Consider the following 26588-nt stretch of genomic DNA (forward strand, 5'->3'; position numbering starts at 1 on the left):
CGCCGCCGTCCCGGAGCGATGCTTGACGGCATGCGAACGAAAACGGCCGGGACCCCCCTGGCGGCTGTGCTGTCCGGCCTGCTGGCCGGAGCCGTGGGAACCGTGTGCCTGGACGCCGTCCAGTACCTGAAGTACCGCCGCGCCGGCGGCGAGGACGCGCCGGCGGCCTGGGAGTTCGCGCCGATCGAGAACTGGGAGCAGGCCCCGGATCCGGGCCAGGTGGCCAAGCGCGTGATCGAGGGCTTCACCCAGCGCGACCTCCCCGACCGCGCGGCCTGGCCGCTGAGCACGCTCGCGCACTGGGGCTACGGCACGGCGGCCGGAGCGGCCTACGGTCTTCTCGCCGGGTCCGCGGCGGTTCCGCGGGCCCGCTATGGCGTGGCGCTGGGCATCGCGCTGTTCGCCAACGACTACATCGCGCTGCCGATCGCCGGGCTCTACAAGCCGATCTGGCAGTACAGCGCCAAGGTGCTGGGCTGGGATCTGGGCGCGCACCTCGCCTACGGGGCCGGGACCGGTATCGCTTTCCGGGCGGTCTCCAGATGGATCTGAGCGGGGTCTTCTCGCCGCCGCCATAGTTGGCAGAAATCGTCCGCCATCTGTCATTGCTGCCATCGGCGTCCGCGGCCGACCATGAACGCATGACTTCCATCGAGTTGGCGGCCGAACGCCCCGACCGCCTCGACCTCGGCCACCGTCCCGGCTACCTGCGCCGTCCGCTCGCGCCGCGCCCGGCCTACCTGACGGCGGCCGGGATCGTCGGCCTGGCGATGTTCGCCTCCGGCATCCCCTCGCCGCTGTACGGCACCTACAGCAAGCTGTGGGGCTTCTCCGCGGTGACGCTGACGATCGTCTACGCGACCTACGCCTTCGGGGTGCTCGCGGCGCTGCTGGTGGCCGGGCGGGTGTCGGACGAGATCGGGCGGCGCCCGGTGCTGCTGGCCGCGCTGGGCGGGATCCTGGTCTCCACGATCGTGTACATGCCGGCCTCCTCGGTCGGGTGGCTGTTCGCCGCCCGCGGACTGCAGGGCCTGGCCACCGGGCTGGCCCTGAGCGCGGCCAGCGCGGCGCTGCTGGATCTGCATCCGCGGCGGGACCCGATCGCGGTGGGGCTGGCCAACGGGGTGACCTCGGCGGGCGGGATCGGGCTCGGGATCTTCGCGTCCTCGGTGCTCGTGCAGTACCTGCCGGCGCCGCGGGTGCTGCCGTACGTCCTGCTCGCCGTCCTGATCGTCGTCGCCACGATCGCCACGCTGCGCCTGGACGATCCGGTGACGCCGCGTCCCGGCGCGCGCCTGCGGCTCACCCCGCAGCGCCCGAGCGTGCCGCCGGCGGGCCGGCGCGCGTTCCTGCTGGCGTCCCTGGCGGTGCTCTCGTCCTGGTCGCTCAACGGGCTCTACCTCTCGCTCGGCCCCGAGCTGAGCGCCAGTCTGCTGCACAGCGACTCGGTGGTGCTGTCCGGGCTCGTCGTCTCCAGCCTGCCGGCCGCCGCCGCGGTCTCCCAGCTGCTGTTCGGACGCGGCGCCCCGTGGGCCGGCGCGAGCTACGGCTCGCTGGCGCTGGCCGCCGGGATGGGGCTGCTCGTGGCCGCCGTGGCGAGCGGCTCGGCCGCCTTGTTCGTCGTGGCCAGTGTGATCGCCGGGTTCGGGTTCGGCGTCGCCTTCCTCGGCGGGCTGCGCTCGCTGTCGGCGGCCGTGCCGCCGGAGCACCGGGCCGCGGTGATGTCGGCGTTCTACGTCGTCGCCTACGGGGCCCTGTCGCTGCCCGCGATCGCCGCCGGGCTCCTGAGCGGCCCGCTGGGGCTGGACTCGACGTTCGAGATCTTCGGGGCGGCGATCGCCGCGCTGGCGCTCGTGGTGGCCGGGGAGGCCTGGCGGACCAGGCCGCGCGGCGAGCGGCAGTAAGTATGGAGGACGGGCGATTGCTGCCAGATGGCGTGCCGGTTCATCATGGAGCCATGGGTACCGTGCCGCACCGCGTCGTCATCGTGGCCTTCGACGGCGTCCAGGCGCTGGACGTCACCGGGCCCTCGGACGTCTTCGACTTCGCCGGCCGCGGGCGCGGCTCCGGCGCCTACGAGATCGAGGTGGTCGCGCCGGCGCCGGTGGTGAGGACGTCCAGCGGCGTGCAGATCGTGCCGCACGCCACCATCGACCGCTTCCGCGGGCGCATCGACACCCTCATCGTCGCCGGAGCCACCGGAGCTCGGCGCGACGCGGTGGACGAGGCACTGATCGACTGGCTGCGCAGCGCCAGCAAGCGGGCCAGCCGCACCGCCTCGGTCTGCACCGGCGCGTTCCTGCTGGCGCGCGCCGGCATCCTGGACGGCCGCGAGGCGACGACGCACTGGGCCGCGTGCGACGACCTGGCCCGCGAGTATCCGGACGTCACCGTGCTGCCCGACCCGATCTACGTCCGCGACGGCGACGTCTACACCTCCGCCGGCGTCTCGGCCGGCATCGATCTGGCGCTCGCGCTGGTCGAGGAGGACCTGGGGGCGCAGGCCGCGCTGGACGTCGCCCGAGAACTGGTCCTGTTCGTCAGGCGCCCGGGCGGCCAGACGCAGTTCAGCCGCGGCCTGGCCGCGCAGGCCGCGTCCCGGCCGGGCATCCGGCAGCTGCAGGACTTCATCGCCGACCACCTCGACCACGACCTGTCGGTCACCGCCCTGGCCGCCCGGGCCTTGATGAGCCCGCGCAACTTCGCCCGCGTCTTCGCCGCCGAGACCGGCTCCACCCCGGCGGTGTACGTGGAGGCGATCCGGCTGGAACGCGCCCGGATGCTGCTGGAGAGCAGCCAGGAGCGCATCGAGGAGATCGCGCGGCAGTGCGGCTTCGGGACGGTCGAGACGCTGCGCCGGTCGTTCAGCCGGCATCTGCATGTGAGCCCGTACGGCTACCGGCAGCGGTTCGCGACGGCTGTGCCGGGCTGACGGGTCCGGGGCCGACAGGCCCGGAGCCGACAGGGACGGATTCCAAGGCCGCGGCCAGCGTCCGCAGACACACCGCCCGCACCTCGTCCCGGTCGATCGCCTGACCCTCCAGCCACTCGACACACATCTCCCGCACGAACACCAGCCAGGCGCGCAACGCCGCCGACGCCACATCGCGGGCGTGCCCGCCGAACCCGGCGGCGTCGAGCATCCGGCCCCGCAGCACGGCGAGCTCGTCGTCGATGATCGCCTGGATCAGCGGATCGCCGGCCAGCGTCCGGTTCGCGGTCAGCACGGTCAGCCGATGCGCGGCGAAGTAGTCGATGTGCGCGTCCAGGCCGGCCGAGACGGCGTCGGCCATCGGCAGGTCCGGGTCGAGCCGGGCGGCCTCGAGCAGGCGGTCGGCCGCGCGCCGGTAGATCGCGGCGAACAGCTCGCGCTTGCCGGGGAAGTACTTGTACAGCAGCGCCCGAGACACCCCGGCGCGCGCCGCGACCTCCTCCATGAGCACGTCGTCGTAGCGCTGCCCGGCGAAGAACTCCGCGCCGACATCCAGCAGCTCCTCGCGCCGTTCCTCGGGTCTGAGCCGCCGCCTGGTCATGGACGGCATCGTAGTTGACGTGTGTCGAATAGCGCGTCTATCGTCGGGATCGACCGCTAGTAGACGTCTGTCAACTAACAACGGGCAGGGAGGGCGCGGACGTGAAAGCCCGGCGCATCGAGGTCCCGCACGAGGGCGCGGCGAGCGAACTGCCATCCCATGAATGCGACTACGCTTCAGCCTTCGAAATCCCCGCCCCGCAAGCCTCGTCCCGATCGCCGGAGCAGTGGGCGCGATCAGTGTTCGAAGACGCGCCGCGCCCGCTTCGCGTGCTGGTCCAAGCCGGCTGGCGCTTCCCGCTCCTGTTCGACGCCGCGAAGCCGGGGCCCGGCCAGGTGCTCGGCGCCCGCATCACCTCGACCGGCCCGACGCGGCTCGTCCTGGAGCAGCGCTCACCGCTGATGCTGGCGAACAACATCGTGTCCGTCGAACAGGGCCGGATCGTCTGGGTGACCGTCGTGCGCTACCGCCGCCGGATCGCGCGTCCGCTGTGGGCGGTCTCCGCGGTGATCCACCATCGCGTGCTGCCTTATCTCCTCGCCAGAGCGGCACGCACTCCGCCGCGGTGATGCCGCCGCGGTTCGGTCGCCGCCAACAGCAGCCCGCCGAACATCGCGAGGTTCTTCAGGAACTGGATGCGCTGCCGGGCGCGGTCCTGGGGATCTTCGATCTTCCAGAAAGGGTGCCCGGCGGCGGTCGTGGGCACCAGCGTGCCGGCCAGCGCCGCGGAGCTCATGCGCGGCATGAGGCCCAGGCTCAGCAGCGTGCCCGCGACGATCTGCACGGCGCTGTTCAGCCGCACCGCCGTAACGGCGTCCCGCGGCACTCCCGGCACTCGCCGCGAGACTGCGTCGACCACGGGTTCGGCCTTCGCCGCGACCCGCTCGGGATCCATGAGCGTGCCGTAGCCGGCCGCGACGAACATCGCGGCGAGCATCGGGTGGGCCGCGTGTCTGATCATGATGACCACCCTTCGACGCGAGAGACCCTGATGCGGGAGACCCTGATGCGGGAGAGCCGGGCGGCCGGTCGGTCCGGCCCTGAACGGACCGGACCGCCGACCGCCCGGCGAATCACTACCGGATCAGTTGATCAGTTGATCAGTGATCCAACGGGTTCAGCGGGCTCAACGGCCTTAGTGGGTCCGCTGGTCGTACTGCTCCGAGCGCATGGACGGCTCGGACATGGACGGCTCGTGCATGGACGGCTCGTGCATGGAGGCGTCCACCCGGGTCTCGCCCATGGCGCGCCGGTTGTGCTCGGCCGTCGCCACCGGGCCGGAGCCCTGGGCGACCGAGGCCTTGGTCTGGCGCGTGGCGTCCATCAGGTCCGCGACGCTGTGGTAGTCGCGGTGGGGGATCTGTTTCAACCGCGCGAAGTCGGACTTGGCGAAGGTTCGCTGCCGGCTTGCGTGCTCCAGCACGTCCGCGCGGCTGGCCGGCCACGGGTGGTCGACGAAGGCCAGCTCGATGGTGCGGCCGAATTCCTCGTTCGGGCCCTGCTGCTGCTGCTTGGCCCCGGCGAATTGCTTCTTCGACTTGGTCATGGATGTCTCCCTGACTCGGGCCGACGGCTTGGTGCCGTCGGTAACCAAGGAGACACGCTATGTGCCCCTTTGGCGCGATGGCGTCCGGACTGCTGCCATGTGGGGTAGGCATAACCGTTTATGTAGGGAGTAATGGGGCACCTGACCAGGCCATGAGCGAGAAGACCTCGAAGCACCTCCGGGACCGGACCGAGCAGTTGCTCGACGAGCGCGGCCAGACGTACGCCCACGAGGCGGGCATCGAGCTGAAGGACAAGCCGAGCCCCCTGTACCAGCTCCTGGTCCTCACCACCCTGCTCTCCGCGCGCATTACCGCCGGGATCGCCGTCGCCGCGGCCCGCGAGCTCCGCGGGGCCGGCTGGCGCACCCCCAAGGCGATGGCGGAGGCGTCCTGGGGCCAGATCGTCGAAGCCCTCGGCCGTGCCCACTACAAGCGCTACGACGAGAGCACCGCCACCGCGCTCGGCAAGAGCGCCGACCTGCTCAACGACCGCTGGCGCGGCGACCTGCGCCGCCTGCGCGGCGAAGCCGGTGGCGACCCGGACCGGATCCGGGAGCTGCTCCAGGAGTTCGCCGGCATCGGTCCGGTCGGCGCGGAGATCTTCTGCCGCGAGGCGCAGGGGATCTGGCCGGAGCTGCGGCCCTCCTTCGACCGGCGGGCGCTGGACGGCGCCGGGAAGTACGACCTGCCGAAGGACCCGGAGAAGCTGGCGGAGTTGGTGGCGCCGAAGGACCTGCCGCGGCTGGCGGCGGCGTTGGTGCGCGCGGCCTGAGTCGCTGCTTACCCTGAGTCCCTGCCTACCCTGAGTTCCTGCTTACCCTGAGCTCGTGCTCACTCCTTTGGGTGGGCTTATCCTGCGCGACGCGCGAGGACCGCTTAGAAATTGAGCGGATCCCCAGTGATGCAGGACGGTGGTTTGCGTGTACGTCGTGATGGTCGCACCCGAGTGCGCCCCAGTGGCCAAGGCCGGCGGGCTGGGCGACGTGGTGTTCGGTCTGAGCCACGAACTGGAGATCCGCGGCCACGCCGTGGAGATCGTCCTGCCGAAGTACGCCGGGATGCGCCACGAGGATGTCTGGGATCTGCAGCCGAGCCACCACGACCTGTGGGTGCCCTGGTACGGCGGGAGGGTGCACTGCACCGTGTGGTTCGGCCACGTCCACGGCCGCAAGTGCTTCTTCATCGAGCCGCACTCGGCGGACAACTTCTTCGGCCGCGAACGCATGTACGGATATGACGACGACGCGCTGCGGTACGCCTTCTTCAGCAAGGCGGCACTGGAGTTCCTGGCGGCCTCGGGCAAGCGCCCCGACGTGGTGCACTGCCACGACTGGCACACCGGCCTGCTCCCGGTCCTGCTGTACGAGCAGTACGCACATGTGCTGCGCGACCAGCGCGTGTGCTACACGATCCACAACTTCTGCCACCAGGGCCTGACCGGCCCGGAGGTGCTGTGGGCCACCCAGCTGGGCCGGGTGGAGCACTTCCTGGGCAGGGACCGGCTCGGCGACGACATCCACCACGGCGCCGTGAACCCGATGAAGGGCGGCGTGGTGTACGCGAACTTCGTCACCACCGTCTCGGACAACCACGCCGCCGAGGCCCGCTACGGCGACAGCGCCGGCGGCCTGGGCCACACGCTCTACGAGCACCAGGACAAGTTCGGCGGCGTCCTCAACGGCGTCGACTACGACGTGTGGAACCCCGAGACCGACCCCTACATCCCGGCGCCGTACTCGGCCGCGACCATCGAGCGCAAATACGCGAACAAGGAGGCGCTGCGGGAGCGCTTCATGCTGCGCAAGTCCTGGAGCCCGCTGGTCGCCTACGTCGGCCGGGTCGACGAGCAGAAGGGCATGCACCTGGTCCACCACGCGCTGTTCCGGACGCTGGCGGCCGGCGGCCAGTTCGTGCTCATGGGCCAGGAGCAGAAGCACAACGGCATCAACGGCCACTTCCAGCACCTGAAGGACCACCTGAACAACAACCAGGACTGCCACCTGGAGCTGTCCTACCAGGAGGAGCTGGCGCACCTGGTCCTGGCCGGGGCCGATCTGCTGGTGGTGCCGAGCTTGTTCGAGCCCTGCGGCCTGGTGCCGCTGATGGCGATGCGCTACGGGACCGTGCCGGTGGTGCGCGCCACCGGCGGGATGCGCGACACCGTCTTCGACCGGGACCACTCCGAGCACCCCGCCGAGCGGCGCAACGGATACGTGTTCCAGCACACCGACAACCGGGCGATCGACAGTGCTCTGCAAAGGGCTTTCGGGCTCTGGAGCCACTACCCGCAGGAATTCCGGGCCCTGATGCTCAACGGCATGCGTGCCGACCACTCCTGGCACCATCCCGGCAGCCGCTACCTCGACATCTATGAACACATCCGGCACAAGTAGTACGCGGCACAAGTAGGCCGCGGGAGGGCCCTGCATGAACGAGATCGCCGAGAACGAGATCGCTGAGAACGTGAGCCCCAAGAACGAGATCGCTGAGAACGAGATACCTGAGTACGTCGACGGACTCCCGAACCTCAGCGGCAGCGAGGACCTGATCCGCCGGATCCGCGCCGAGGCGCGGTCCCGGCCGGTCTTCGCCGACCCGCCGGACCTGGAGCGCATCGACGCCGCCTTCGCCGTCGCCCTGCACATGCACCAGCCGCTGCGCCCCGCCGACGGCCCACTCACCGAGGCCCCGCTCATCGGCAACCTGGCGTGGATGACGGAGCACCAAAGCATCGGCGACAACCACAACGCCCCGGTCTTCGCCTGGTGCTACCGCCGGACGGCCGACTTCGTCAGGCAGCTGCTCGACGAGGGCCGCCGGCCGCGGGTGATGCTCGACTACTCCGGCACCCTGCTGCACGGCCTGCGCCAGATGCACCTGGACGGCGTGCTCGACGACCTGCGCTACCTGGCCACCGACCCGCGGGCCCGCGAAGCCGTCGAATGGCTCGGCAGCACCTGGGGCCACGCGGTCGCGCCGTCCACGCCGGTGCAGGACTTCCGGCTGCACGTGCAGGCCTGGCAGCACCACTTCGCCGGACTGTTCGGCCTCGAGGCGCTGACCCGGGTCCGCGGCTTCTCCCCGGCCGAGATGGCGCTCCCGAACCACCCCGACGTCGCGTACGAGTTCGTCCGGACCCTGCTCGACTGCGGCTACGAATGGGTGCTCGTCCAGGAACACACGGTCGAGGAGCTCGACGGGAGCACGCTGGCGGATCCGTACGTGCCCCGCCGGCTGGTGTGCACGAACTCCCGGGGCCAGAGCGCCTCCATCACCGCGATCGTCAAGACCCAGGGCAGTGACACCAAACTCGTCGCCCAGATGCAGCCCTACTACGAGGCCAAGTCCCTGCCCCGGCGCGACCTCGCGGGGCAGTCGGTCCCGCCGCTGGTGACGCAGATCGCCGACGGGGAGAACGGCGGCGTGATGATGAACGAGTTCCCGGACAAGTTCCTGGAGGTCATGCGCGAGAGCTCGGGCAGCGCCGTGCCGGCCGTCACCGCCTCCGAGTACCTGCAAGCCTTGCGCGGCCTCGGAATCGACCTCGACACGCTGCCGCCGATCCGGCCCCTGCGGCGCGAGCAGGACGACGAAGCCGGCCGGGACGGCGGCAGCTGGACCGCCGACGTGTCCTGGGTCCGCGGCTACGACAACGTCCTGATCCCCATGGAGCGCGCCAGCGCCGAGTTCAACACCCGGATGCTCGCCGAGCACGTGCCCACCGACGACCTCCGCTACCGGCGCGCGCTGTTCCACCTGCTGGCCAGCGAGACCAGCTGCTACCGGTACTGGGGCCAGGGGGAGTGGACCGACTTCGGCGCCGAACTGGCACGGCGGGCGTTCGAGGCCGCCAACGCCGGGTGAGCCCGCGCCCCGGGAACTGAGCCCGCGCCCCGGGAAGTGAGCCCTGGCCCCGGGAACTGAGCCCGCGCCCCGGGAAGTGAGCCCTGGCCCCGGGCCGGTCCTCAGGACACTGCGAAGCGGCACAGCGCCCCGACCCCGTGCGGCGGCGTGTCCGGCAGCCCCGCGGGCAGGATGCGGATATCGGCGTCGGAGAGCACGGCCGCGCGTGCCAGCACCTCGTCCAGGCGCGCGTGGCTGGGCTTGCCGCCCGGGACGAGCACGCCGCCGCGGTGTTCGGAGATGTCGGTCGGCCGCGGTCCGAACCAGGCCGTGCCGGGCTCGGGCCGGGCTCCGGGTTCGGGCTGCGCCAGCAGCAGCACCTCGACCTGGGCCCGGGACAGCGCGTGGATCGTCGCGGCCGGGCCCTGGACGCCCAGCCCGCCGGGGCCCGAGCGGTCCTGGACCCGGGCCAGCGTGCGCACGGCCTCCTCGTCCACGTACTCGTGCACCACCGCCTCGACCTCTTCCTCGCGGCGGTGCTGGGAGCCGTCGCGGCTGCGGCCGCCGGGGATGGTCTTGATCGTGACCCCGGAGCGCACCCGCGCCGGCAGCTGGTCCAGGAAGTACTGCTCGGCCCGCACGTCGCCGCCGACGATCAGCAGGTCGGCCTCGGCGGCGGCCAGGGCGTCGGCGACGACCTCGGCGGCCCGCCCGGCGTTGTGCTGCCAGGAGTCCTCGGCCCGGTTCTGGTACCGGGACTGCGACGTCCCGCCCGGGGCGTTGCGCTCGATCACGTCGTCGGGCCCTGCGACCTCGGCCCGCAGCGCGTGAGCGGCCCCGGCCGGCTGCACCACCAGCTCGGCCCCGGCCCGGTCGAGCATGACGCTCGCGAACGCCGGATGCAGCTGCCGCCAGTGCAACAACGGCAGCACCCGCGGCACCGCCGCGCAGTGCGCCTGGTCCCCGATCTCGGCGCCGGGCAGCGAGAACATGCGCGTCTGCCCGTCGGTGCCGACGAAGGCCGCGGCCGGCGGCCGACCGGGCTCCAGCGTCCCCAACACGCTGGCCAGCGCCTCCAACGCGTCCGGCGACGCGCCCGAGGCGCGCAGGTCGTCCAAGAGCGAGCGCAGCCGCAGATCCATGTCGTCGACGCCGGGGCCGGGGGACGGCGCGTTCAGATAGGCCGTCAGGACCGGGGCCGGAAGCTGGTAGAGGTCGTGGACGAGAGGATTGTCGGTGATCGTCGTCATGGCGGGCCCTTTAGCCGCCGGATGAGAAGTCAAACCCGCCTCTTGTGCCTCTTGCACGCTCCGGCTAGCCGACCGTCGTACGCCGTCCGATGCGCGGCCGTCCGTGCCCCGCCGGTCCGGGCTGCTCCAGGCGCCGGGCGCGGGCGGACGTCAGCCGGGTTCCCAGGAGCCGGTAGCGGTCGGCGACCGCGGCCCAGTCCAGCGTCGGCGCGATCTGCGCGGCCCGCCAGCGCATCGACTCGGCCAGCCCCGGCTCTGTCAGGACCCTGCGGATCGCCACGCCGACGGCCCGGGAATCGGCGTGCGGCACCAGGAGTCCGGCACCGTCGGCCAGCAGTTCCGCCGCGTGCGGGAAGCGGGTGGCGATGATCGGCCGCCGGGCCGCCACCGCCTCGGTCAGCACGCCGGAGGCGACCTGCTCGGAGGAGTCGTAGGGCAGGACGACGGTGTCGGCCGAGGCGACCAGCGCGGCCAAGTCCCGGCGGCTGCGGTAGGCCGCGTCGAACTCCAGCAGGTGTGCGACCCCGCGCGCCGCCGCACGTTCCCGCAAGCTGTCGCGGTAGGCCTCGCCCTGCCGTGCCAGAACCCGGGGATGCGTCTGTCCGGCGACCAGATAGCGCGGCACGTTCGGCAGATCCCCGACCTCGGCGAGCGCGTCGATCACCCACTCGATGCCCTTGCCCGGCCCGAGCAGGCCCCAGGTGAGCAGCAGCGGGTGCGAGGGGTTGTCGACCCGCCTGCTGGCGTTGCCGGCCTCCGCCCCGTGCGGGATCACCGTGACCCGGTGGCCGTCGACGCCGTAGCCGTCGATCAGCCGGGTCGCCGCGGTCTGGGAGAGCACCACGACGGCGTCGGCCAGGTGGCACATGCGGCTCAGCAGGGTTCGCTGCCAGATGGTCGGCGTGGTGAGCACGGTGTGCAGGACGACCACGATCGGTACGCGTATCCGCTGGAGCACGTCCAGCACCGCCTCGCCGTCGGGCCCGTCGTAGATCCCGTACTCGTGCTGGACCACGGCCACGTCGCAGCGGTTCAGCGCGGCGGCCGGCGCGTGGCTCGCGATCGGCACCAGCTCGGCCGACGATCGGGAACGGTCGTCGTTCAGGTGCCGCACCAGCGCTTCGCTGAACGTCGCGATGCCGCACCGGGCGGGAGGGACCGTGCTCAGGACTCCGAAAGTGATCACGGAACAAGCGGATGTCCAGCGGACCGTGATGTAAACGGATGAGCGACCCCTTGCTCCCCTTGCCCCAGTGCTCCCCTCACCCTCCTCACCCTCCTCATCCTCCTCACGGCTGGATCTCAGCCCTCTCTCAGCGCGATCCCTCAGGCTCTGCGCATGCGCAGGGATGGCGGTTGGCTCGCACGGCGGTCGTTCAGATCCAGGATCACCCTTCTGGTCGTGGCCGCGGTCGGGCTGTCGGTGGCCCTGGGGGCGCTGGTCAGCTATCTGGCGATCAGCAAGACGATCATGAACCGGATGGACCGCCAGCTCAAGCAGCGCGCGACCGTCTTCACCGCCGCGCCGCTGGAGATGTTCACCCCGGCCTACCTGGACGCCTCCAGGACACTGCTGGCTACTTCCGGCTACCAGGAGACCCTGGTCTACGCCGACGGCACCGCGCACGAGCCGCAGAACCTCGAACTCCAGCGCATGGGGGCGCAGGGCCAGCCGGGGCAGGTCCTGGCCGCCTACCAGGTGTGGGCCCCCTTCGGCGCGCCCGAGATCGCCGTGGCCGACCGGCAGAGCGGGCCGTCGCTGCGCACCCTGAACTACAACGGTGTGGACTACCGCGTCTACGCCGTGCCCAACATCTACGTCGACGACCCCTCGGGCAGCACCCAGTCCTCGGCGCTCGTGTTCTCCATCTCGCTGGCCCAGACCGAGTCGGCCCTGAGCACGATCGCCACGATCTCGATCGTGGTCGGCCTGCTCGGCATCGCCCTGGCCGCCCTCGCGGGCCTGGCGATCGGACGCGCCGCGCTGCGGCCGATCGCAAGACTGTCGCAGGCCACCGAGTACATAGCGCGCACCGGCGACCTCACGCACCTGCCGGTCACCGGCGACGACGAGATCGCGCAGCTGACCCGCGCCTTCAACGCCATGCTCGAGGCGCTGGCGCGCTCGCAAGAGCACCAGAAGCGCCTGGTCGCCGACGCCGGCCACGAACTGCGCACCCCGCTCACCTCCATCCGCACCAACCTCGACCTGCTCGCCCAGGTCTCGGCCGCGCCGGACGACAGCCGCCTGCCCGCCGAGGAGCGCGTCGCCCTGCTCGACGACGTGCGCGCGCAGATGGACGAACTCTCGATGCTCATCTCGGACCTGGTCGAGCTCTCCCGCGACGGGCGCCCCTCGCAGACGGTCGAGCAGCTGGACCTGCGCAACGTCGTCGAACGCGCCGCGGAACGGGTGCAGCGCCGCGCGCCCCGCCTGACCTACGACCTGCGCCTGGACCCCTGGTACCTGCAAGGCGAGGCCGCCGGCCTGGAGCGCCTGGTGACCAACCTGCTCGACAACGCCACGAAGTTCTCTCCGGAGGCCGGCACCGTCACGGTGACCCTGGCCGACGGCCTGCTCCAGGTGGCAGACCAGGGCCCGGGCATCGCCGAGGAGGACCTCTCGCACGTCTTCGAGCGCTTCTACCGCTCGCCGGAGGCCCGCTCCACGCCGGGCTCGGGCCTGGGCCTGGCCATCGTGCAGCACATCGCCACCAACCACGGCGGCCAGGTCTCCGCGGCCCGCGCGCCCGGCGGCGGCGCGCTGCTGAGCGTCTGGCTGCCCGGTAGTCCGGCGCGCTTGGAGCCGTCGGCCGCCACGGCGTAGAAGACCGCGGGCTGGATCGCCGGATCGCCGGATCGCCGGATCGCCGGATCGCCGGATCGCGCCGGTTTGCGGGTCCGGTCCGGTTGACTGTTTCTCAACAGTGTTGATTAACTCGCCCCGTGAGCGAACCCATCACGAGCGAGGAACTGCTCGCCCAAGAACAGGAACTGGTCTTCGGCGCCTTCACCCACGACGACGCCTGGACCCTGGGCTCGCTGCTGGTCGAGCTGGCCCGCGAGCGCGACCTGCCGGTCGCCGTCGACATCCGCCGGGGCGACCAGCAGCTGTTCCACCACGCGCGGCCCGGCACCAGTCCGGACAACGACTCCTGGGTCGAGCGCAAGAACAACGTCGTGCGGCGTTTCGGCCACAGCTCGCTGCTGATCGGCCAGCGCCACCGCGACCGCGGGACCACCTTCGAGGAGTCCTCCGGCCTGCCGCGCGAGACCTACGCCGCGCATGGCGGTGCGTTCCCCATCGCCGTGGCCGGCGCCGGCGTCATCGGGACCGTCACCGTCTCCGGGCTGCCGCAGGTCGAGGACCACAAGCTCGTCGTGGAAGCACTGCGAACCATGCTTTCCCGCCAAAGCCGTCCGCCGGCCTGATCGCGCCGAACCGGGTCCGCCGCCGCAGCGTGTCGGATGCGCCAGGGCGCCGTCCGCGTGGGATGGCGCAGGAGCATCTGATCGATCGGAGGATCGCCCATGATGAGAAGGCTTGGTGCCCTAGCAGCGTCCGTCGCGGGGTTCGGCATCGCCGCGGTGCTGGTTTTCAGCCCCGCGACGGCGCAGGCGGCGGGCGCCGGCACGACGTTCACCGCGATACCGCCGGTGAACACCGGCACCGTGAACCTGATGGCGGTGTCGGCCAGATCGGCCTCTGACGCCTGGGCCGTCGGCGTGAACTACCTGAACGCGAACACGGTCATCGCCACGCTGGCCGAGCACTGGAACGGCAGCACGTGGCAGGTCACGCCGACGCCCAGCCCGACCGGCAACGCCGACGTCCTGAACGGCGTCGCGGACGTCTCGCCGTCCGCCGCCTGGGCCGTCGGCTACAGCCAGACCAGCACCGGGACCACCACGGCGCTGATCGAGCAGTGGAACGGGACCAAGTGGACCCGGGTGCCCGGCGGCACCTCGGCCACCAGCAGCGCCGAGACCCTGAACGCGGTCGTCGCCGTGTCCGCCACCAACGTCTGGGCGGTCGGCGAGCACTTCGACTCCAGCGCCGGCGGCTTCGTGGGCCTGATCGAGCACTTCAACGGCACGGCGTGGAGCATCGTGCCCAACCCCGACACCTACACCTCCCAGGGGATCCAGCACAGCATCCCCTCCTACAACGCCGTCGTCGCCAACTCCGCCTCCGACGTGTGGGCCGCGTCCAACTCCGGTGTCCAGACCGCCGTCATCGAGCACTGGGACGGCTCGGCCTGGAGCGTGGTCCCGACCCCGCCGCTGGCCGTGCTCAACGGCCAGGACGTCAACACCGTCGCCGTCGACTCGCTGGCGGCCACCTCGGCCCACGACGTCTGGGCCGTCGGCGGCACCACCGGCTTCGGCCGGCACGCGCCGCACAACCAGCTCGTCGAGCACTGGGACGGCACCGCCTGGAGCCTGGTCCCGGCGCCGGCCGGCACCACCACGCCGCAAGGCCTGTCCAGCGTCGCGGCACTGTCGCCGACGGACGCCTGGGCCCTGGGGTTCCAGCCCGGCACCGCCGTCCCGGCCTTCCAGCACTGGGACGGGACCGCGTGGAGCGACGTCGCCGTGACGGGCGTGAGCGGGGTGCTGAACGAGCTCGCCGCAGCACCGTCGAGCACGCTGTTCGCGCTGGGCAATACGCAGGCCTTCCTCAGCACCAACGGGTAAAACCCGAGCACTGACAAGCAGATCGCGGCTCGCCGCCACCTCGGTGGCGGGCCGCGTTTTCGTGTGCGCGAAGACGCCCGACGTCAGCCCGCCTTGTTAGGCCGGTATGAGCTCCGTGTTATCCCGCGCCGCCATAGTCGCGCCAGTAACCGCGAATGAAAGGCACGACCATGAAGAGCTCCACCCGCATGGCCCGTCTCGGCACCGCCGCGGCGGCCACGCTGCTCGCCGCCGGCGCCGGCCTCGCCACGGCCGAGCAGGCCAGCGCCAACAGCTACGGCAACATGTCCCTTCCCCAGCTGCAGCAACTGTGCGAGTCGCACGGCCAGCGGACCTGGCCCACCCCCGGCGGCGGCACCATCGTCATCCCGACCGAGCAGGTGCAGTACGGGTCGACCGGCGACTGCGTGGCCTTCGCGCAGAAGCTGCTGGTCTACAGCGCTTACAACATCGGCGTCGACGGCCAGTTCGGGCCGCAGACGCAGTCCGCTGTGACCTCGTTCCAGAAGAGCAAGCTGTACCAGCCCGCGTGCGGTCCGGCGGACAGCGTCGTGGGGCCGCGGACCTGGATGTGCCTGGAATTCCAGAACTGAGCACTGAGCCGGACGCACCTGATCGGGACCTGGCTCGACGCCGATTCATCAGCCGCCGTATCAGCCGCCATGCCCCGCACCGCGCCGCGCGCCGAGCAGCACCGGCCCGAGCCCGGGTTGGTGCCGGCGACCAGCCAGCCGCCGGTGCCGTCTGTGGCGTCGGTGGTGTGCTCGGCGGCCGCGGCGGTCACCGCCTGACGCAGGGAGCTGAGACGTGCCGCGGCGGCACTGTGCGCGGTCGCGGGGTCGGCGACGTCCAGCACCGGGTCCACGACGAGCGAGTCCCCGACGCGCCGCACCAGCCCGGCGGCCTCCAGCACCGCCGTTCGGCGCGCACGGTGCCGATCATCGCGGCCAGCGCCCACGGCGCGGCCTCGAGGATCAGCGCCAGATCGGTGCGGGAGTCCGGCGTCAGCGGGGGAGTGGTCATGGCGGGCCTTTCGTGGATCCATCGGTGCGGTTCCACTTTCCGGCAGGGGCCGCGGTGGATGCATCAGTCAGATGACGCCCCGTTGCCATGGACCCCCTCACTCGCCTGGCGTAGGTCACGCGCCGCGCGTTGAGGACCGTCTACGCTGCCGAGCATGCGAGCTCTCCTCCCAGGATCCTTCGACCCGGTGACCGAGGGGCACCAGGACGTGATCCGCCGCGCCGCGCTCCTGTTCGACGAGGTCGTCGTCTGCGCGATGGTCAACCCGGGCAAGGCCGGCCGCTTTCCCGTGGCCGAGCGTTTGGAGCGTCTGCGCGCGGCCACTGTCGGCCTGGAGAACGTGACCGTCGACGCCCACGCCGGGGGCCTGCTGGTCGACTACTGCCGCAGCGCCGGGATCGACGTCGTGGTCCGGGGTGTGCGCGACGGCCGGGATCTGGAGCACGAGGTGCCGATGGCGCTCATGAACCACGAGTTGGCCGGGGTCGAGACGCTCTTCATCGGCTCTGATCCGGAGCGGGCGCACATCTCCTCGACTCTGGTCACCGCGGTGCGTCAAGGCGGCTGAGCTGGTCGAGTTGGCTGAGCTGGTCGAGCCGGCCGGGCTGGTCAGGGCTGCTGGGCTGGTCGATCCGGCCAGGCTGGTCAGGGCGGCCGAGCTGCTCCAGGCCCAGCGCGTCCTTGCGCACCTGGGCCGGGGTGCGTCCGTACTCCCGGCGGAAGGCCCGGTGGAAGCTGGTGACGTCCGCGAAGCCGGCCGCCACGGCCACGTCGATGACGCACAGGTGCGCGTGGACCGGGTCCTGGAGGTCGCGCCAGGCGAGGTCCAGGCGCCGGCGCCGCACCTCGGCGGCGAAGCTGTGCCGGCGGCCGGCGAACACCGCGTAGAGCAGCCGGACCGAGACGCCCAGGCGGGTGGCGACGGCGGCCGCGGACAGGTCGGCGTCGGTGAGGTGCTCGTCGATGTCGGCCAGGGCGGCGGCGTGCAGGCGGTCCTGGCGCAGCGGGGTGGACCACGGGTGCGGTTCGGTGCGCTGGTCCAGGGCGATGGCCAGGATGCCGCAGGCGTGGGCGGCCAGGCGGGCCGCGGTGTCCTCGGCGAGGTCGCCGTGGGTGAGGCTGAGCAGAGCATGGCGGACTGCGGCGCCAGGGCCGGCGGCGGTGCCGACGCGGGTGGCGGTGGTGACGGGGGCGGCGTCGGTGCCGGTGCCGGTGGCCGCCATGCCGGATCCGAGTGTCAGCAGCTCTTTCGGCGCGAACAGGGAGAGCTGCTGGAAGTCGTCCCGGAAGTCGAAGGCGAAGGGCTGCGTGGTGTCGACGATCGCGATGTCGCCGGGACGCAGCACCGTCGAGCGGCCGTCCTGGGTCATCAGGCTGCTGCCGCGCACTTGCAGGTTTATGTAATAACCCTGATACGCCGAGCGGTCGATGTCCCGGGACGTGCGCCGCACCTGCTGCCGCTGGGAGGTGATGCGGGCGATGCTCAGTTCGGACAGTTGGCGCTGGGCCACCGTCCCGGCGAACCCGTCGCGCAGGTCCGATTCCGGTGTCAGGGCGAGGAAGGCCTCGCAGATCAGCTCCCGCCAGCGCGCGAACTGCGCGGCTTTGGGCACGTCCATCGTCGACCAGCGCTGTGGCATGCGCTCATCCCGTCTTGGTCCCCCGGCCGCCGCGGTTCGGCGGCCCCCCGATTGGTGAGAACGGACCGCCGCGGCGAACGGTTCACCCGTGCAGTACGGGCCACTCCGGTATGCAGTCCCGGCAACATCCGATCGGACGCTATCGCAGACCTTTGATAAATGTCCTCTACGATGACCGAACCCGTGTCCCCGCCCCAGCAAGGCGGACGCGGCGTGTTGGAGAGCGCGTTCGCCTTGCTCGGCGCGCTGGAGCAGACCGGGGCGGCGGGCGTGACCCGCCTGGCCGCGGAGTGCGGGCTCCCGAAGACGACGGCGCACCGCCTGCTCGAACAGCTGAGCAGCCTCGGCGCGGTGGAGCGGAGCCGAGGCGGCTATTCGATCGGGGCGCGGGTGTTCCAGCTGGGGCACTCCTGGCAGCCCTATCGGGCCCTGCGATCGGCGGTGCGCGAGCCGATGCGCAGGCTCGCCGTCGCGACCGGGGTGACCGTGACGGTCAACGTCCTGCGCGACGGCGCCGACATGATCGTCGACTGCGTCCCGGGACGCGACGGCCTGGCGGTCCCGCTGGACAGCGGCGGGATGTGGCCCTGGCTGACGGCCTCGGGCAAGACGCTGGTCGCCGGGGTGGAACCGGGACGGGGCGGGTCCGGCGGCGATCTCGCAGGCCGCGCTGCGGATCCGTCGGGGAAGGCACCGCTCCCGCCCTCCTGGCGCCGGGAGGCTGCGGCGATCCGGGAGCGCGGCATCGCCTTCGACCGGGAGGAGGTCGTGGCGGGGATCTGCTGTGCGGCGGTGCCGCTGCACGGCGGGCCGGGTGCGCCAGCTGCGGCGGGTACGGCGGGTGCGTCGGGAAGGCCGTGGGCGCCGACGGCCGCGCTATGCGTGATCACGGACCCGGCGCACAACCTGGACCGCTTGGCCGATGCCCTGAGCCATGCCGGACAGGCCGCGAGTGCGGCGCTGAGAGCCGGGCGGGTCGGGGTGTGAGAAAGGGCTCTGGCCCCCGGCGTGTGCGCCGAGGGCCAGAGCCTGTGTTCCCCCCAGGTGGTTGGTCAGTTATCGAAGTGCCACTTCTGGTAGTGGTCGGTGATGTCGCAGGGCCACAGCCGCAGCGCGGTGCCGTTGCCCACGCTGTTGGTGTTCAGGCACCAGCCGGGGGAGGCGGCGCTCTCCCAGACCTGGTAGCTGCCGTCGGTCTGGTCGGACGGGTCGTTGTCGTAGATGCGCAGCCACTGCTGGGTGGCGTCCCCGGTGTAGCCGGACATCACGACCGTCCCCCCGCCTCCGCCGGTGGGCGCGGTGAGGTACAGGTTGGTGTTCTTGTTCCGGAAGCTGAAGTCCGCCAGGTTCCCGTTGTCGCCGTTGAACACCGGGAACCAGTTCTGCTCGGCGTGTTTCGTGCAGTCCCACATCTGGACCTTCGCGAAGTTCTCGGTGGCGTTGTCCATGCAGTGGCTGGAGCCCCAGATGCGGATCACGGTGGAGGTGGCGTCGGCGTGCGCCGTGCCGGCCATGGCCACGCCGGGCATCGCCAGGACCGCCGAGGACGCGAACAGGGCCGCCCGCTTGCTGAGCTTTCGCATTCTTTCCCCCTGATTGACAGTGAGTGGGTTGAAAGCGCTGCTTTCGAGGACCAGCTTGGCCGCGGCGGCGGGGGGATGTCGCCTCGCGTTCCGGTCAGCGGAACGCGGTCGGCGCCGAACGGGCTTGGCCTGCCCGTTCTCGCGGCGGGCAGGCCAAGGGTCAGGCGGTGGTCAGGCGGTCGTCAGGCAGTCGTCAAGCGTTCGTCAGCCTGTGGTGAGCGAGGTGTCGTCGAGGACGAAGTTGGTCGTGCCTCCGTTGGCGTCGGTCTCGCTGCCGGTGAACTTCAGCTTGATGCTCTGGCCGGCGTAGGCGGACAGGTCGGCCGTGTGCCGGGCGTAGCCCGAGGCCTTGTTCAGGTTGGAGAAGGTGCCGACGGTTCCGAGCACCGTGCCCGCGCTGTTCAGGGCCTGGACCGTGAAGGTGTCCGGCTTGGCCGTGGTGGTGTTCTCGGTGGTGTCCACGTGCAGGTAGTAGGCCAGCGTGGCGGTGCAGCCGGCCGGGATGGCGACGGCCTGGGTGATGCTGTCAGTGTCCTTGCTCCCGTTGCCGTCGAACCAGGCCACGTACGAACCCGCGTGCGCCGGCTCCGCCGAGGTGGCCTTGGTGATGGGGCTGAAGCCCAGGGTCGAGCTCTGCGTCCAGCCGGTCGCGCCGGATTCGAAGCCCGGGTTCGCCAGCAGCTGCGCCGAGGTGCAGGTGCTGGTGCTGGGGGTGAACGTCGCGGTGTAGGTCGTGTCCGCGGTCGGGGTCACGGCGTGTTGCTGGGCGCCGCCGTCGGACCAGGAGGCGAAGGTCTGTGTGGTGCCCGAGCTGTCAGTCTGGTTCGGGGCGTCCAGGTGCAGTTGGTAGCCCGCCCAGGAGGTGACGGTCGCCGGGGTGGTGACCTGGCCGTTGGGGTCGACGTCGTCCTCCGCGATGCCGATCTTGAGGCCGGCGGCCTGTGAGGCGAGGCTGATGTGGACCAGCTGCGGGTTGAAGTCCTGCTCGATCGTCTGGGTCACGCCGTGGCTGTCGGTGCCCGACAGGCACACCAGCAGCCGGCTGTTGCCCTTGATCGCGGAGAACTGTTCCGCCGGCGGTGCCACGAACGACGTCGCCCCGTTGCCGGCCACCGGGTCCAGCACCGGGTGCACGTGGTTGATGTGGAACAGCCAGACCTGCCAGGTCAGGTCCGAGGCCGGCAGGGCGGCGCCGGTGCTGTCGAGGGCCGATCCGGACGGGGTGTAGGTCTGGCCGACGGTGAAGGTGCTGGTCGGGGTCGGTGAGGCGATGGTCAGGGTCGGGAGCGCGTCGTCGGTGCGGACGGTGCCGGTCGCCGCCGCGGAGGTGCCGCCGGCGCTGTTGGTGACCGTCAGCTTCGGGGTGAAGTTCCCGACGGTGGTGTAGGTGTGGGTGGTCGTCGGCGTGGTGGTGGTCGTCTTGCTGCCGTCGCCGAAGTCCCAGGCGTAGGTGAGCGTGCGGCCGTCGGGGTCGCTGCTGGCCGTGCCGTCGAAGGACACGGTGAACGGCGGCTTGCCGGCGGTCGTGGCGTGGGTGGAGCAGTAGGCGCCCAGGCCCGTGGCCGCGTCGGTGGTGAAGGAGGCGTTGGGGGTGGTCGTCCCGGAGGTCACCTTGTGCACGGTGCCGCCGATCAGGTCGGTGTAGTACAGCGCCTGCTGGGTGCCGGTGCCGCCGAGGTTCTGCGGTGCGAACTCCATGGAGATCGCGGTCGCCCCGGCCGAGAAGGTCTTCAGGCCCGTGCCGCTGGAGCCGGTGGCGTTGATCAGGTACTGGTTCTTCTTCACGTAGTCGCTGAACAGGTAGTCGCCGTTGTAGGACGGGTTCCACGCGCCGTTCGGGACGAACGCGCCGCCGGTGATCGACCCGCGGCCGCCGCCCATGTTGTCGGCGTAGGAGTAGTACGGGTCGACGTAGGCCTTGTTCGTCGGGTTGCAGGGCCCCTCACAGTTCGGCCAGCCGTAGTTCCCGCCGGCCTTCAGCAGGTCCACCTCCTCGGTGGTGTTCTCGCCGACGTCGTTCACGAAGATCCGGGTCCCGGAGGCGTTGGGGTCCACGGCGATCCGGAAGGGGTTGCGGAAGCCGTAGGCGTAGATCTCCTGGCACTTGCCGGAGCTGATCGGCCCGCCGTCGCACCGGGCCGTGCCGGTGCCGCTGAACGGGTTGCCGGCCGGGATCGAGCCGTCGGGCTTGATCCGCAGGATCTTGCCGTTGAGCTTGGTCAGGTCCTGGGCGGCCTGGTTCGAGGGGTCGCAGCCCTCCAGGCAGTGCCCGTCGCCGACCGAGACGTACAGGTCGCCGTCCTTGCCGAAGACCAGGTCGCCGCCGTTGTGGAAGCCGTCGCCCTGGATGCCGTCGATCAGCACCTTCTCGCTGCCGGACACCACGTGGTTCGTGGCGTCCAGGGTGAAGCGCGAGACCCGGTTGAAGCAGCTGCCGTTGGTGCTGTGGGAGTAGTACACGTAGATGTAGTCGTTCGCGGCGAACGCCGGGTCGACGGCGATGCCGAGCATCCCGCGCTCGTCCTGGCCGGGCTGCTTGGCGCAGACGAACCCGGAGCCGTCCAGCGCCAGGGTCTGGGTGCCGGTCTTGCTGTAGGCGTACAGCTGCCCCGGCTTGGTGGTGACCAGCATGCGGCCGTCGGGGGTGAAGCCCAGGCCGACCGGCAGCGTGACGGTGGCGACGACGGTGTCGGAGAAACCGCTCGGCGGCGTCGCGGACGCGTTCCCGCCGACCGCGTACACCCCGAGCAGCGCCAGGGCGGCGGCCAGCGCCGATCTCAGGAAGAGCCCTCTCATCCGTGCTCTGTTCAAGATCCGATCTCCTCACTCGGTGTGTCCGGCGGATCCGGTCCTCGATCAAGTTAGGAAAGATTACTAACTAGAAACGGTGGGAAATATATGAGATACGGTCCGACGCGTCAAGAGTCTGATTCGATCCCGTCCCATGGCTCCGCGGTGGCGTTCGCAGGGCGTTGACGCCTCCTGGTGCCGGCGCTACGGTGCCACCGAGTTAGGAAACTTACCTAACTATCGACGGGAGGGCATACGACGATGACGAGTGCGGACGAGGTCCCGGCCACCGGCGTGTGGCTGGTGGGAGCCCGGGGATCGGTCGCGGTGACCGCGATCGTGGGAGCGGCCGCCTTATGCGCCGGGCTGGTCGAGCCGGTCGGCTGCGTGACGGCCGGGCCGGAGTTCGCCGGCGCGCGGCTGCCCGACTACGCGGACCTGGTGTTCGGCGGCCATGACGTCAGCGATGTCAGCATCCTGAAACAGGCCGCCGAACTCGCCGCCGACGGCGTCATCCCCGCCGCGCTGCCGAGCGCCGTGGCCGACGAGCTGCGCGCCGCCGATGCCGCGATCCGGCCCGCGCTGCCGCGCGCCGGAGACCCGCGACCGGCGCGGCAGCGCATCAGCAGCCTGATCGCCGACATCGAGGCGTTCCGCGCCGAACGGCGGCTGCGCCGGGTCGTGGTCGTCAACGTGGCCTCGACCGAGCCGCCGATCCCGGACCCGGACCACCCGGCCCATCGGCGGCTGGCCGATCTGGAGACCGCTCTGGACCGGGACGAAGCAGGTCTTCCCCCGAGCTCGGAATACGCCTACGCCGCCCTGCGCGCCGGCTGCCCCTACGTGGACTTCACCCCGTCCACCGGCGCGCGCCTTCCCGCACTGGACGAGCTGGCCCGCTCCGTCGGCGTCCCCTATGCCGGCAGCGATGCCAAGACCGGCGAGACCCTGCTCGTCTCCGCGCTGGCCCCGATGCTCACCTCGCGGGCCCTGCGGGTCCGTTCCTGGTCCGGAACCAACCTTCTCGGCGGCGGCGACGGCGCGACCCTGGCCGACGCCGGCGCCGCGGCGAGCAAGACCATCTCGAAGCGTCGTGGACTGGACCGGATGCTCGGCGCCCCGGTTGAGGGCCGCACCCACATCGACAACGTCCCGGCGCAGGGCGGCTGGAAGACCGCGTGGGACCACGTCGGCTTCGAGGGCTTCCTCGGGGTCCGGATGACCATGCAGGTCACGTGGCAGGGCTGCGATTCGGCGCTGGCCGCGCCGCTGGTCCTGGACCTGGCGCGACTGCTGGCCGGGGCTCACGAGACCGGCAGCGCGGGCGCGTTCGCCCCCGCCGCGTTCTTCTTCAAGGACCCGGTGGCGGCCGATGGGCAAGGCGAGCCCGAATACCGCCTCGCGAGCCAGTACCAGACGCTGCTCGCTTGGGCTGCCTCGGTGACAGGCCCCTGATGCCCGACATCAGAGCCCTCATCGAACTCATCCGCGCCCCCGCGGCCTTCAGCGTGCCCGGCGACGTCCTGGCCGGAGCCGCCGCGGCCGGACGCCGGATCGACGCGCGCACCTGCGGAACGGCCGCCGCCTCGGTGTGCCTGTACTGGGCCGGCATGGCGCTCAACGACCACGCCGACCGGTTCGTCGACGTCTTCGAACGCCCCGAGCGGCCGCTGCCCTCCGGCCGCGTGCGCCCCGGGACCGCCCTGGCGCTCGCCGGCGGCCTCACGGCGGCCGGGCTCGGCATCGCGGCGCTGTCCGGGGGAGTACGAACCCTGATCGTCGCCGTTCCCCTGGCCGGTGTCGTGTGGGGATACGACCTGGCCTGGAAGGACGGTCCGGCCGGTCCGCTCGCGATGGCCGCCGCCCGAGGCCTGGACGTCCTGCTGGGCACCGGAGGCGGCGTCGGCGCGATGCGGTCGGCAACCCCGGCGGCGGCCGTCGTCGGCGTCCACACCCTGGCCGTCACCGTGCTCAGCCGCAGCGAGGTCAGCGGGGCCTCCCGCCGCGTCGCCGCGACCACGGCGGCCCTGAGCAGCGGTGCAGCCGGCGGCGCACTGGCCGTGCTGCGTCGCGGCCGGCACCCCGCAGCCCGACCGGTAGCGTGTCCCCAGCGCGCCCTGGCCGCCGCGCTCGCCGGCGTGTACACCTGGCGCTTCGGCACGGCGCAGGCCGCCGTCGCCCGGGACGGCCGCGCCGAGACGGTCCGCGAAGCCGTCGGCGCCGGGATCATCAGCCTGATGCCGTTGCAGGCCTCGCTGATCGCCGGACGCGGCGAACCCCTCGCCGCGCTCCCGGTCGCCGCGGCCGGACCGCTCGCCCGCCGCCTGGCCCGCAAGGTGTCCCCGACATGACGCGCTTCGGCTACGGCACCAACGGCTTCGCCGACCACCGCCTGGAAGACGCGCTCGCGATCCTGGCCGACCTCGGCTATGACGGCGTCGCCCTGACGTTGGACCACCAGCACCTCGATCCCTATGCCGCCAACCTGCCCCGGCGGCTCGACGCGCTGGCCCGGATCCTGGACCGCCTCGGACTGGACGTCGTCATCGAGACCGGCGCGCGCTACCTGCTCGATCCGTGGCGCAAACACCAGCCGACGCTGGTGTCCGCCGAGCCGGAGGGCCGTGCGCTGCGCGTCGATCTGCTGACGCGCGCCGTGCGCATCGCCGCCGAGCTCGACGCGCAGGCCGTGTCGTTCTGGAGCGGCACCGCCGCAGAGGGCTGCGATCGCGCGGTCGCTCTGGACCGGCTGGCGCAGGGTTGCCACATTGTGCTCGCTGCGGCCCAGGACGCCGGTGTCGTCCTCGGCTTCGAACCCGAGCCGGGCATGGCCGTGGACACCCTCGACCGGTTCGAGGAGCTGCGCGACGTCCTCGGCCGGCCGGACGGGTTCGGGGTGACGCTGGACATCGGCCATTGCCGATGCCTGGAGCCGCTTCCCGTCGCCGAGTGCGTCGCACGCGTCGCCGACCACCTGGTGAACGTGCAGATCGACGACATGCGCCGAGGCGTGCACGAGCACCTGGAGTTCGGGCAGGGCGAGATCGACTTCCCGCCGGTGTTGGAGGCGCTGTCAGCGTCCGGATACCGGGGCCTGGTCTCCGTCGAGCTGCCGCGCCACTCGCACGCGGCCGTCCGGGGGGCCTCCGAATCGTTGACGTTCCTCAAGAAAGCCGCGGATTCGCCATGACCTACACCGATACAGACCTGCTCGCGAGCCGCGATCTCGAAGCCGCCTTCCTGGCCGGCGCGCCGGACCACGCCTGCGCATGGCTCGCGAACGCGCGCGAGAAGGCCGCCCGGGACAAGGACGAGCTGCGGACGCTGTTCCCCATGGCCGCCAGAGCCTGCGGCCGCAGGCCGCTGCATGACGGCTGGCGTACCGACGACGCCGCGCGGGTGCTGCTGCTGGCCTCCCTTCCCTGGCCGGACCCCGATCGGCTTCTCAACCTCTACGCCGATGGCGACGCCGACGAGAAGCGCGCGGTCCTGCTGGCCCTGGACCGTATCGATCTCGACGACCGCGCCCTGCCGATCGTCGAGGACGCGTTGCGGACCAACGACACCAGACTCATCACCGCCGCCCTCGGCCCTTACGCCGCAAGCCATCTGAGCCTACCGGCCTACCGGCACGCGGTCCTCAAATGCGTGTTCTGCGGTATCCCGCTGGCCTCGGTGTCCGGGCTGGCGGACCGGGCGGACGCCGAGCTGGCCCGGATGCTCGGCGACCTCGCCGCCGAGCGGGTCGCGGCCGGGCGCCCCGTCCCGGACGAGGTGTGGCCGGTCCTTGCCCGATTCCCTCAGCCCTGGAGCCTTTGATGCGCATATTCGACCCGCACATCCACATGACCTCCCGGACCACCGACGACTACCAGGCGATGGCCGAGGCCGGCGTCCGCGCCGTCGTGGAGCCCGCGTTCTGGCTCGGCCAGCCGCGGACCTCGGTCGGCAGCTTCGTCGACTACTTCGACGGCCTGCTGGGGTGGGAGCCCTTTCGCGCGGCGGGTTTCGGCGTGCGGCACCACTGCGCCCTGGCGCTGAACCCTAAGGAGGCAAACGATCCGCGCTGCCGGGACGTGCTCGACGTGCTGGACCGCTACCTGGCCAAGGACCGGGTGGTCGCGGTCGGCGAGGTCGGCTACGACTCGATGACCCCGGCCGAGGACGTGGTGTTCGCGATCCAGCTGGAGAAGGCCCGGCACCATGAACTGCCCGTCCTGGTCCACACCCCGCACCGGGACAAGCGCGCCGGGACGCTGCGCAGCCTGGACGTCGTGCGCGAGTCGGGCCTGGCGCCGGGGCGCGTGCTCCTGGACCATCTCAATGAACTGACCGTGGCGCCGGTACTCGAATCAGGGTCCTGGGCCGGCTTCTCGATCTATCCGGACACCAAGATGGACGAGCGCCGGATGGTCGCGATCCTGCGCGAGTACGGGACCGAGCGGATCCTGGTGAACTCCGCCGCCGACTGGGGACGCAGCGACCCGCTCAAGACGCTGCGCGCCGCCGAGGCGATGCTCGCGGCCGGGTTCGACGCCGCCGACGTGGACCGGGTGTTGTGGCAGAACCCGGTGGAGTTCTACGGACAGAGCGGCCGGCTGGAACTCGACGAGCAGGCGCCGGCGCTCGCCGAGAGCTTCCAGGGCAGTTCTGTTCGGCGCGGCGAGTCGGGGGAGTAGCG

Annotated in this window: 28 protein-coding genes; 19 read left to right on the forward strand and 9 right to left on the reverse strand. The window is 71.5% G+C overall.

The window, feature by feature from the left end:
- The first annotated feature begins 30 nt into the window (after window positions 1–30).
- The 3 genes from ABIA35_RS41475 (at window position 31) to ABIA35_RS41485 (ending at window position 2932) form a co-directional block, all read left to right on the forward strand.
- Window positions 31–552, forward strand: a complete 522-nt coding sequence (locus tag ABIA35_RS41475) for a hypothetical protein (protein WP_370361576.1) — start codon at window positions 31–33, stop codon at window positions 550–552.
- A gap of 89 nt (window positions 553–641) precedes the next feature.
- Window positions 642–1904, forward strand: a complete 1263-nt coding sequence (locus tag ABIA35_RS41480; protein ID WP_370361577.1) for an MFS transporter — start codon at window positions 642–644, stop codon at window positions 1902–1904.
- Between the two features lie 53 nt (window positions 1905–1957).
- Window positions 1958–2932, forward strand: a complete 975-nt coding sequence (locus ABIA35_RS41485) for a GlxA family transcriptional regulator (protein ID WP_370361579.1) — start codon at window positions 1958–1960, stop codon at window positions 2930–2932.
- On the opposite strand, the gene ABIA35_RS41490 is transcribed toward ABIA35_RS41485, so the two are convergent.
- Window positions 2865–3533 carry a TetR/AcrR family transcriptional regulator gene (locus ABIA35_RS41490; RefSeq protein ID WP_370361580.1) on the reverse strand — a complete coding sequence of 223 codons (669 nt, stop codon included), beginning with the start codon at window positions 3531–3533 and terminating at the stop codon, window positions 2865–2867. The two genes, ABIA35_RS41485 and ABIA35_RS41490, sit on opposite strands and share 68 nt — an antisense overlap.
- A gap of 239 nt (window positions 3534–3772) precedes the next feature.
- Between ABIA35_RS41490 and ABIA35_RS41495 the strand changes: the two genes are divergently transcribed.
- Window positions 3773–4102, forward strand: coding sequence for a DUF2867 domain-containing protein (locus tag ABIA35_RS41495; RefSeq protein WP_370361581.1), 330 nt, complete (start codon window positions 3773–3775; stop codon window positions 4100–4102).
- Here ABIA35_RS41495 and ABIA35_RS41500 read toward each other — a convergent pair.
- Window positions 4063–4494, reverse strand: coding sequence for a DoxX family protein (locus ABIA35_RS41500; protein WP_370361582.1), 432 nt, complete (start codon window positions 4492–4494; stop codon window positions 4063–4065). The genes ABIA35_RS41495 and ABIA35_RS41500 overlap by 40 nt on opposite strands.
- A gap of 174 nt (window positions 4495–4668) precedes the next feature.
- Entirely contained in the window at window positions 4669–5079 is a 411-nt protein-coding gene (locus ABIA35_RS41505) for a DUF2795 domain-containing protein (protein ID WP_370361583.1), read from the reverse strand.
- 152 nt (window positions 5080–5231) lie between these two features.
- Between ABIA35_RS41505 and ABIA35_RS41510 the strand changes: the two genes are divergently transcribed.
- The 3 genes from ABIA35_RS41510 to ABIA35_RS41520 all read left to right on the forward strand — a co-directional run bounded on the left by ABIA35_RS41510 (window position 5232) and on the right by ABIA35_RS41520 (window position 8944).
- Window positions 5232–5852: an endonuclease gene (locus tag ABIA35_RS41510; RefSeq protein ID WP_370361585.1), complete on the forward strand. Its 621-nt coding sequence runs from the start codon at window positions 5232–5234 to the stop codon at window positions 5850–5852.
- A 148-nt stretch (window positions 5853–6000) separates the two neighbouring features.
- Window positions 6001–7473, forward strand: a complete 1473-nt coding sequence (locus ABIA35_RS41515; protein WP_370361586.1) for a glycogen synthase — start codon at window positions 6001–6003, stop codon at window positions 7471–7473.
- A gap of 34 nt (window positions 7474–7507) precedes the next feature.
- Window positions 7508–8944, forward strand: a complete 1437-nt coding sequence (locus tag ABIA35_RS41520) for a glycosyl hydrolase family 57 (RefSeq protein WP_370361587.1) — start codon at window positions 7508–7510, stop codon at window positions 8942–8944.
- A gap of 101 nt (window positions 8945–9045) precedes the next feature.
- On the opposite strand, the gene ABIA35_RS41525 is transcribed toward ABIA35_RS41520, so the two are convergent.
- Both ABIA35_RS41525 and ABIA35_RS41530 read right to left on the reverse strand, forming a co-directional pair.
- Window positions 9046–10173 (reverse strand): Vms1/Ankzf1 family peptidyl-tRNA hydrolase, encoded by a 1128-nt coding sequence (locus ABIA35_RS41525; protein WP_370361589.1) that lies wholly within the window; start codon window positions 10171–10173, stop codon window positions 9046–9048.
- A gap of 64 nt (window positions 10174–10237) precedes the next feature.
- Window positions 10238–11359, reverse strand: coding sequence for a glycosyltransferase (locus tag ABIA35_RS41530; RefSeq protein WP_370361590.1), 1122 nt, complete (start codon window positions 11357–11359; stop codon window positions 10238–10240).
- Between the two features lie 216 nt (window positions 11360–11575).
- Here ABIA35_RS41530 and ABIA35_RS41535 point away from each other — a divergent pair, with 216 nt between their 5' ends.
- The 5 genes from ABIA35_RS41535 to ABIA35_RS41555 all read left to right on the forward strand — a co-directional run bounded on the left by ABIA35_RS41535 (window position 11576) and on the right by ABIA35_RS41555 (window position 15662).
- Window positions 11576–13000, forward strand: a complete 1425-nt coding sequence (locus tag ABIA35_RS41535) for an ATP-binding protein (protein ID WP_370346941.1) — start codon at window positions 11576–11578, stop codon at window positions 12998–13000.
- A 119-nt stretch (window positions 13001–13119) separates the two neighbouring features.
- Complete coding sequence (locus tag ABIA35_RS41540) at window positions 13120–13605, forward strand: heme-degrading domain-containing protein (protein ID WP_370361591.1); 486 nt, start codon at window positions 13120–13122, stop codon at window positions 13603–13605.
- Between the two features lie 99 nt (window positions 13606–13704).
- On the forward strand, window positions 13705–14871 hold the full coding sequence (locus ABIA35_RS41545; protein ID WP_370361592.1) for a hypothetical protein: 1167 nt from the start codon (window positions 13705–13707) through the stop codon (window positions 14869–14871).
- Window positions 14872–15041: 170 nt separating this feature from the next.
- Window positions 15042–15464, forward strand: a complete 423-nt coding sequence (locus tag ABIA35_RS41550; RefSeq protein ID WP_370346934.1) for a peptidoglycan-binding protein — start codon at window positions 15042–15044, stop codon at window positions 15462–15464.
- 69 nt (window positions 15465–15533) lie between these two features.
- Entirely contained in the window at window positions 15534–15662 is a 129-nt protein-coding gene (locus ABIA35_RS41555; protein ID WP_370361593.1) for a hypothetical protein, read from the forward strand.
- Here ABIA35_RS41555 and ABIA35_RS41560 read toward each other — a convergent pair.
- Window positions 15652–15894, reverse strand: coding sequence for a hypothetical protein (locus ABIA35_RS41560; RefSeq protein ID WP_370361594.1), 243 nt, complete (start codon window positions 15892–15894; stop codon window positions 15652–15654). The two genes, ABIA35_RS41555 and ABIA35_RS41560, sit on opposite strands and share 11 nt — an antisense overlap.
- A gap of 154 nt (window positions 15895–16048) precedes the next feature.
- Here ABIA35_RS41560 and coaD point away from each other — a divergent pair, with 154 nt between their 5' ends.
- Window positions 16049–16462, forward strand: a complete 414-nt coding sequence (gene coaD / locus ABIA35_RS41565; protein WP_370346930.1) for a pantetheine-phosphate adenylyltransferase — start codon at window positions 16049–16051, stop codon at window positions 16460–16462.
- Here coaD and ABIA35_RS41570 read toward each other — a convergent pair.
- The gene (locus ABIA35_RS41570; RefSeq protein ID WP_370361595.1) at window positions 16437–17534 is read right to left on the reverse strand and encodes a helix-turn-helix domain-containing protein; all 1098 of its coding nucleotides are present in this window, start codon (window positions 17532–17534) and stop codon (window positions 16437–16439) included. The two genes, coaD and ABIA35_RS41570, sit on opposite strands and share 26 nt — an antisense overlap.
- Before the next feature lie 171 nt (window positions 17535–17705).
- Between ABIA35_RS41570 and ABIA35_RS41575 the strand changes: the two genes are divergently transcribed.
- Complete coding sequence (locus tag ABIA35_RS41575; protein WP_370361596.1) at window positions 17706–18521, forward strand: IclR family transcriptional regulator; 816 nt, start codon at window positions 17706–17708, stop codon at window positions 18519–18521.
- 65 nt (window positions 18522–18586) lie between these two features.
- On the opposite strand, the gene ABIA35_RS41580 is transcribed toward ABIA35_RS41575, so the two are convergent.
- Both ABIA35_RS41580 and ABIA35_RS41585 read right to left on the reverse strand, forming a co-directional pair.
- On the reverse strand, window positions 18587–19117 hold the full coding sequence (locus ABIA35_RS41580; RefSeq protein ID WP_370361597.1) for an RICIN domain-containing protein: 531 nt from the start codon (window positions 19115–19117) through the stop codon (window positions 18587–18589).
- A 204-nt stretch (window positions 19118–19321) separates the two neighbouring features.
- Entirely contained in the window at window positions 19322–21913 is a 2592-nt protein-coding gene (locus tag ABIA35_RS41585) for a PQQ-dependent sugar dehydrogenase (RefSeq protein WP_370361598.1), read from the reverse strand.
- A gap of 255 nt (window positions 21914–22168) precedes the next feature.
- Between ABIA35_RS41585 and ABIA35_RS41590 the strand changes: the two genes are divergently transcribed.
- The 5 genes from ABIA35_RS41590 to ABIA35_RS41610 are packed head-to-tail and all read left to right on the forward strand — an operon-like array spanning window position 22169 to window position 26586.
- Window positions 22169–23362 (forward strand): inositol-3-phosphate synthase, encoded by a 1194-nt coding sequence (locus ABIA35_RS41590; RefSeq protein WP_370361599.1) that lies wholly within the window; start codon window positions 22169–22171, stop codon window positions 23360–23362.
- Entirely contained in the window at window positions 23362–24258 is an 897-nt protein-coding gene (locus tag ABIA35_RS41595) for an SCO3242 family prenyltransferase (RefSeq protein ID WP_370361600.1), read from the forward strand. Before ABIA35_RS41590 ends, ABIA35_RS41595 begins: the two co-directional genes overlap by 1 nt.
- Window positions 24255–25097 carry a sugar phosphate isomerase/epimerase family protein gene (locus tag ABIA35_RS41600; protein WP_370361601.1) on the forward strand — a complete coding sequence of 281 codons (843 nt, stop codon included), beginning with the start codon at window positions 24255–24257 and terminating at the stop codon, window positions 25095–25097. The genes ABIA35_RS41595 and ABIA35_RS41600 overlap by 4 nt, the downstream gene beginning before the upstream one ends.
- A complete protein-coding gene (locus ABIA35_RS41605; RefSeq protein ID WP_370361602.1) occupies window positions 25094–25726 on the forward strand; it encodes an EboA domain-containing protein in 633 nt (210 codons plus the stop codon). Before ABIA35_RS41600 ends, ABIA35_RS41605 begins: the two co-directional genes overlap by 4 nt.
- Window positions 25726–26586, forward strand: coding sequence for a TatD family hydrolase (locus ABIA35_RS41610; protein ID WP_370361603.1), 861 nt, complete (start codon window positions 25726–25728; stop codon window positions 26584–26586). Before ABIA35_RS41605 ends, ABIA35_RS41610 begins: the two co-directional genes overlap by 1 nt.
- Window positions 26587–26588 lie beyond the last annotated feature (2 nt).

It is taken from the genome of Catenulispora sp. MAP12-49, from assembly GCF_041262705.1.
In the GTDB taxonomy this organism is placed as follows: Bacteria; Actinomycetota; Actinomycetes; order Streptomycetales; family Catenulisporaceae; genus Catenulispora.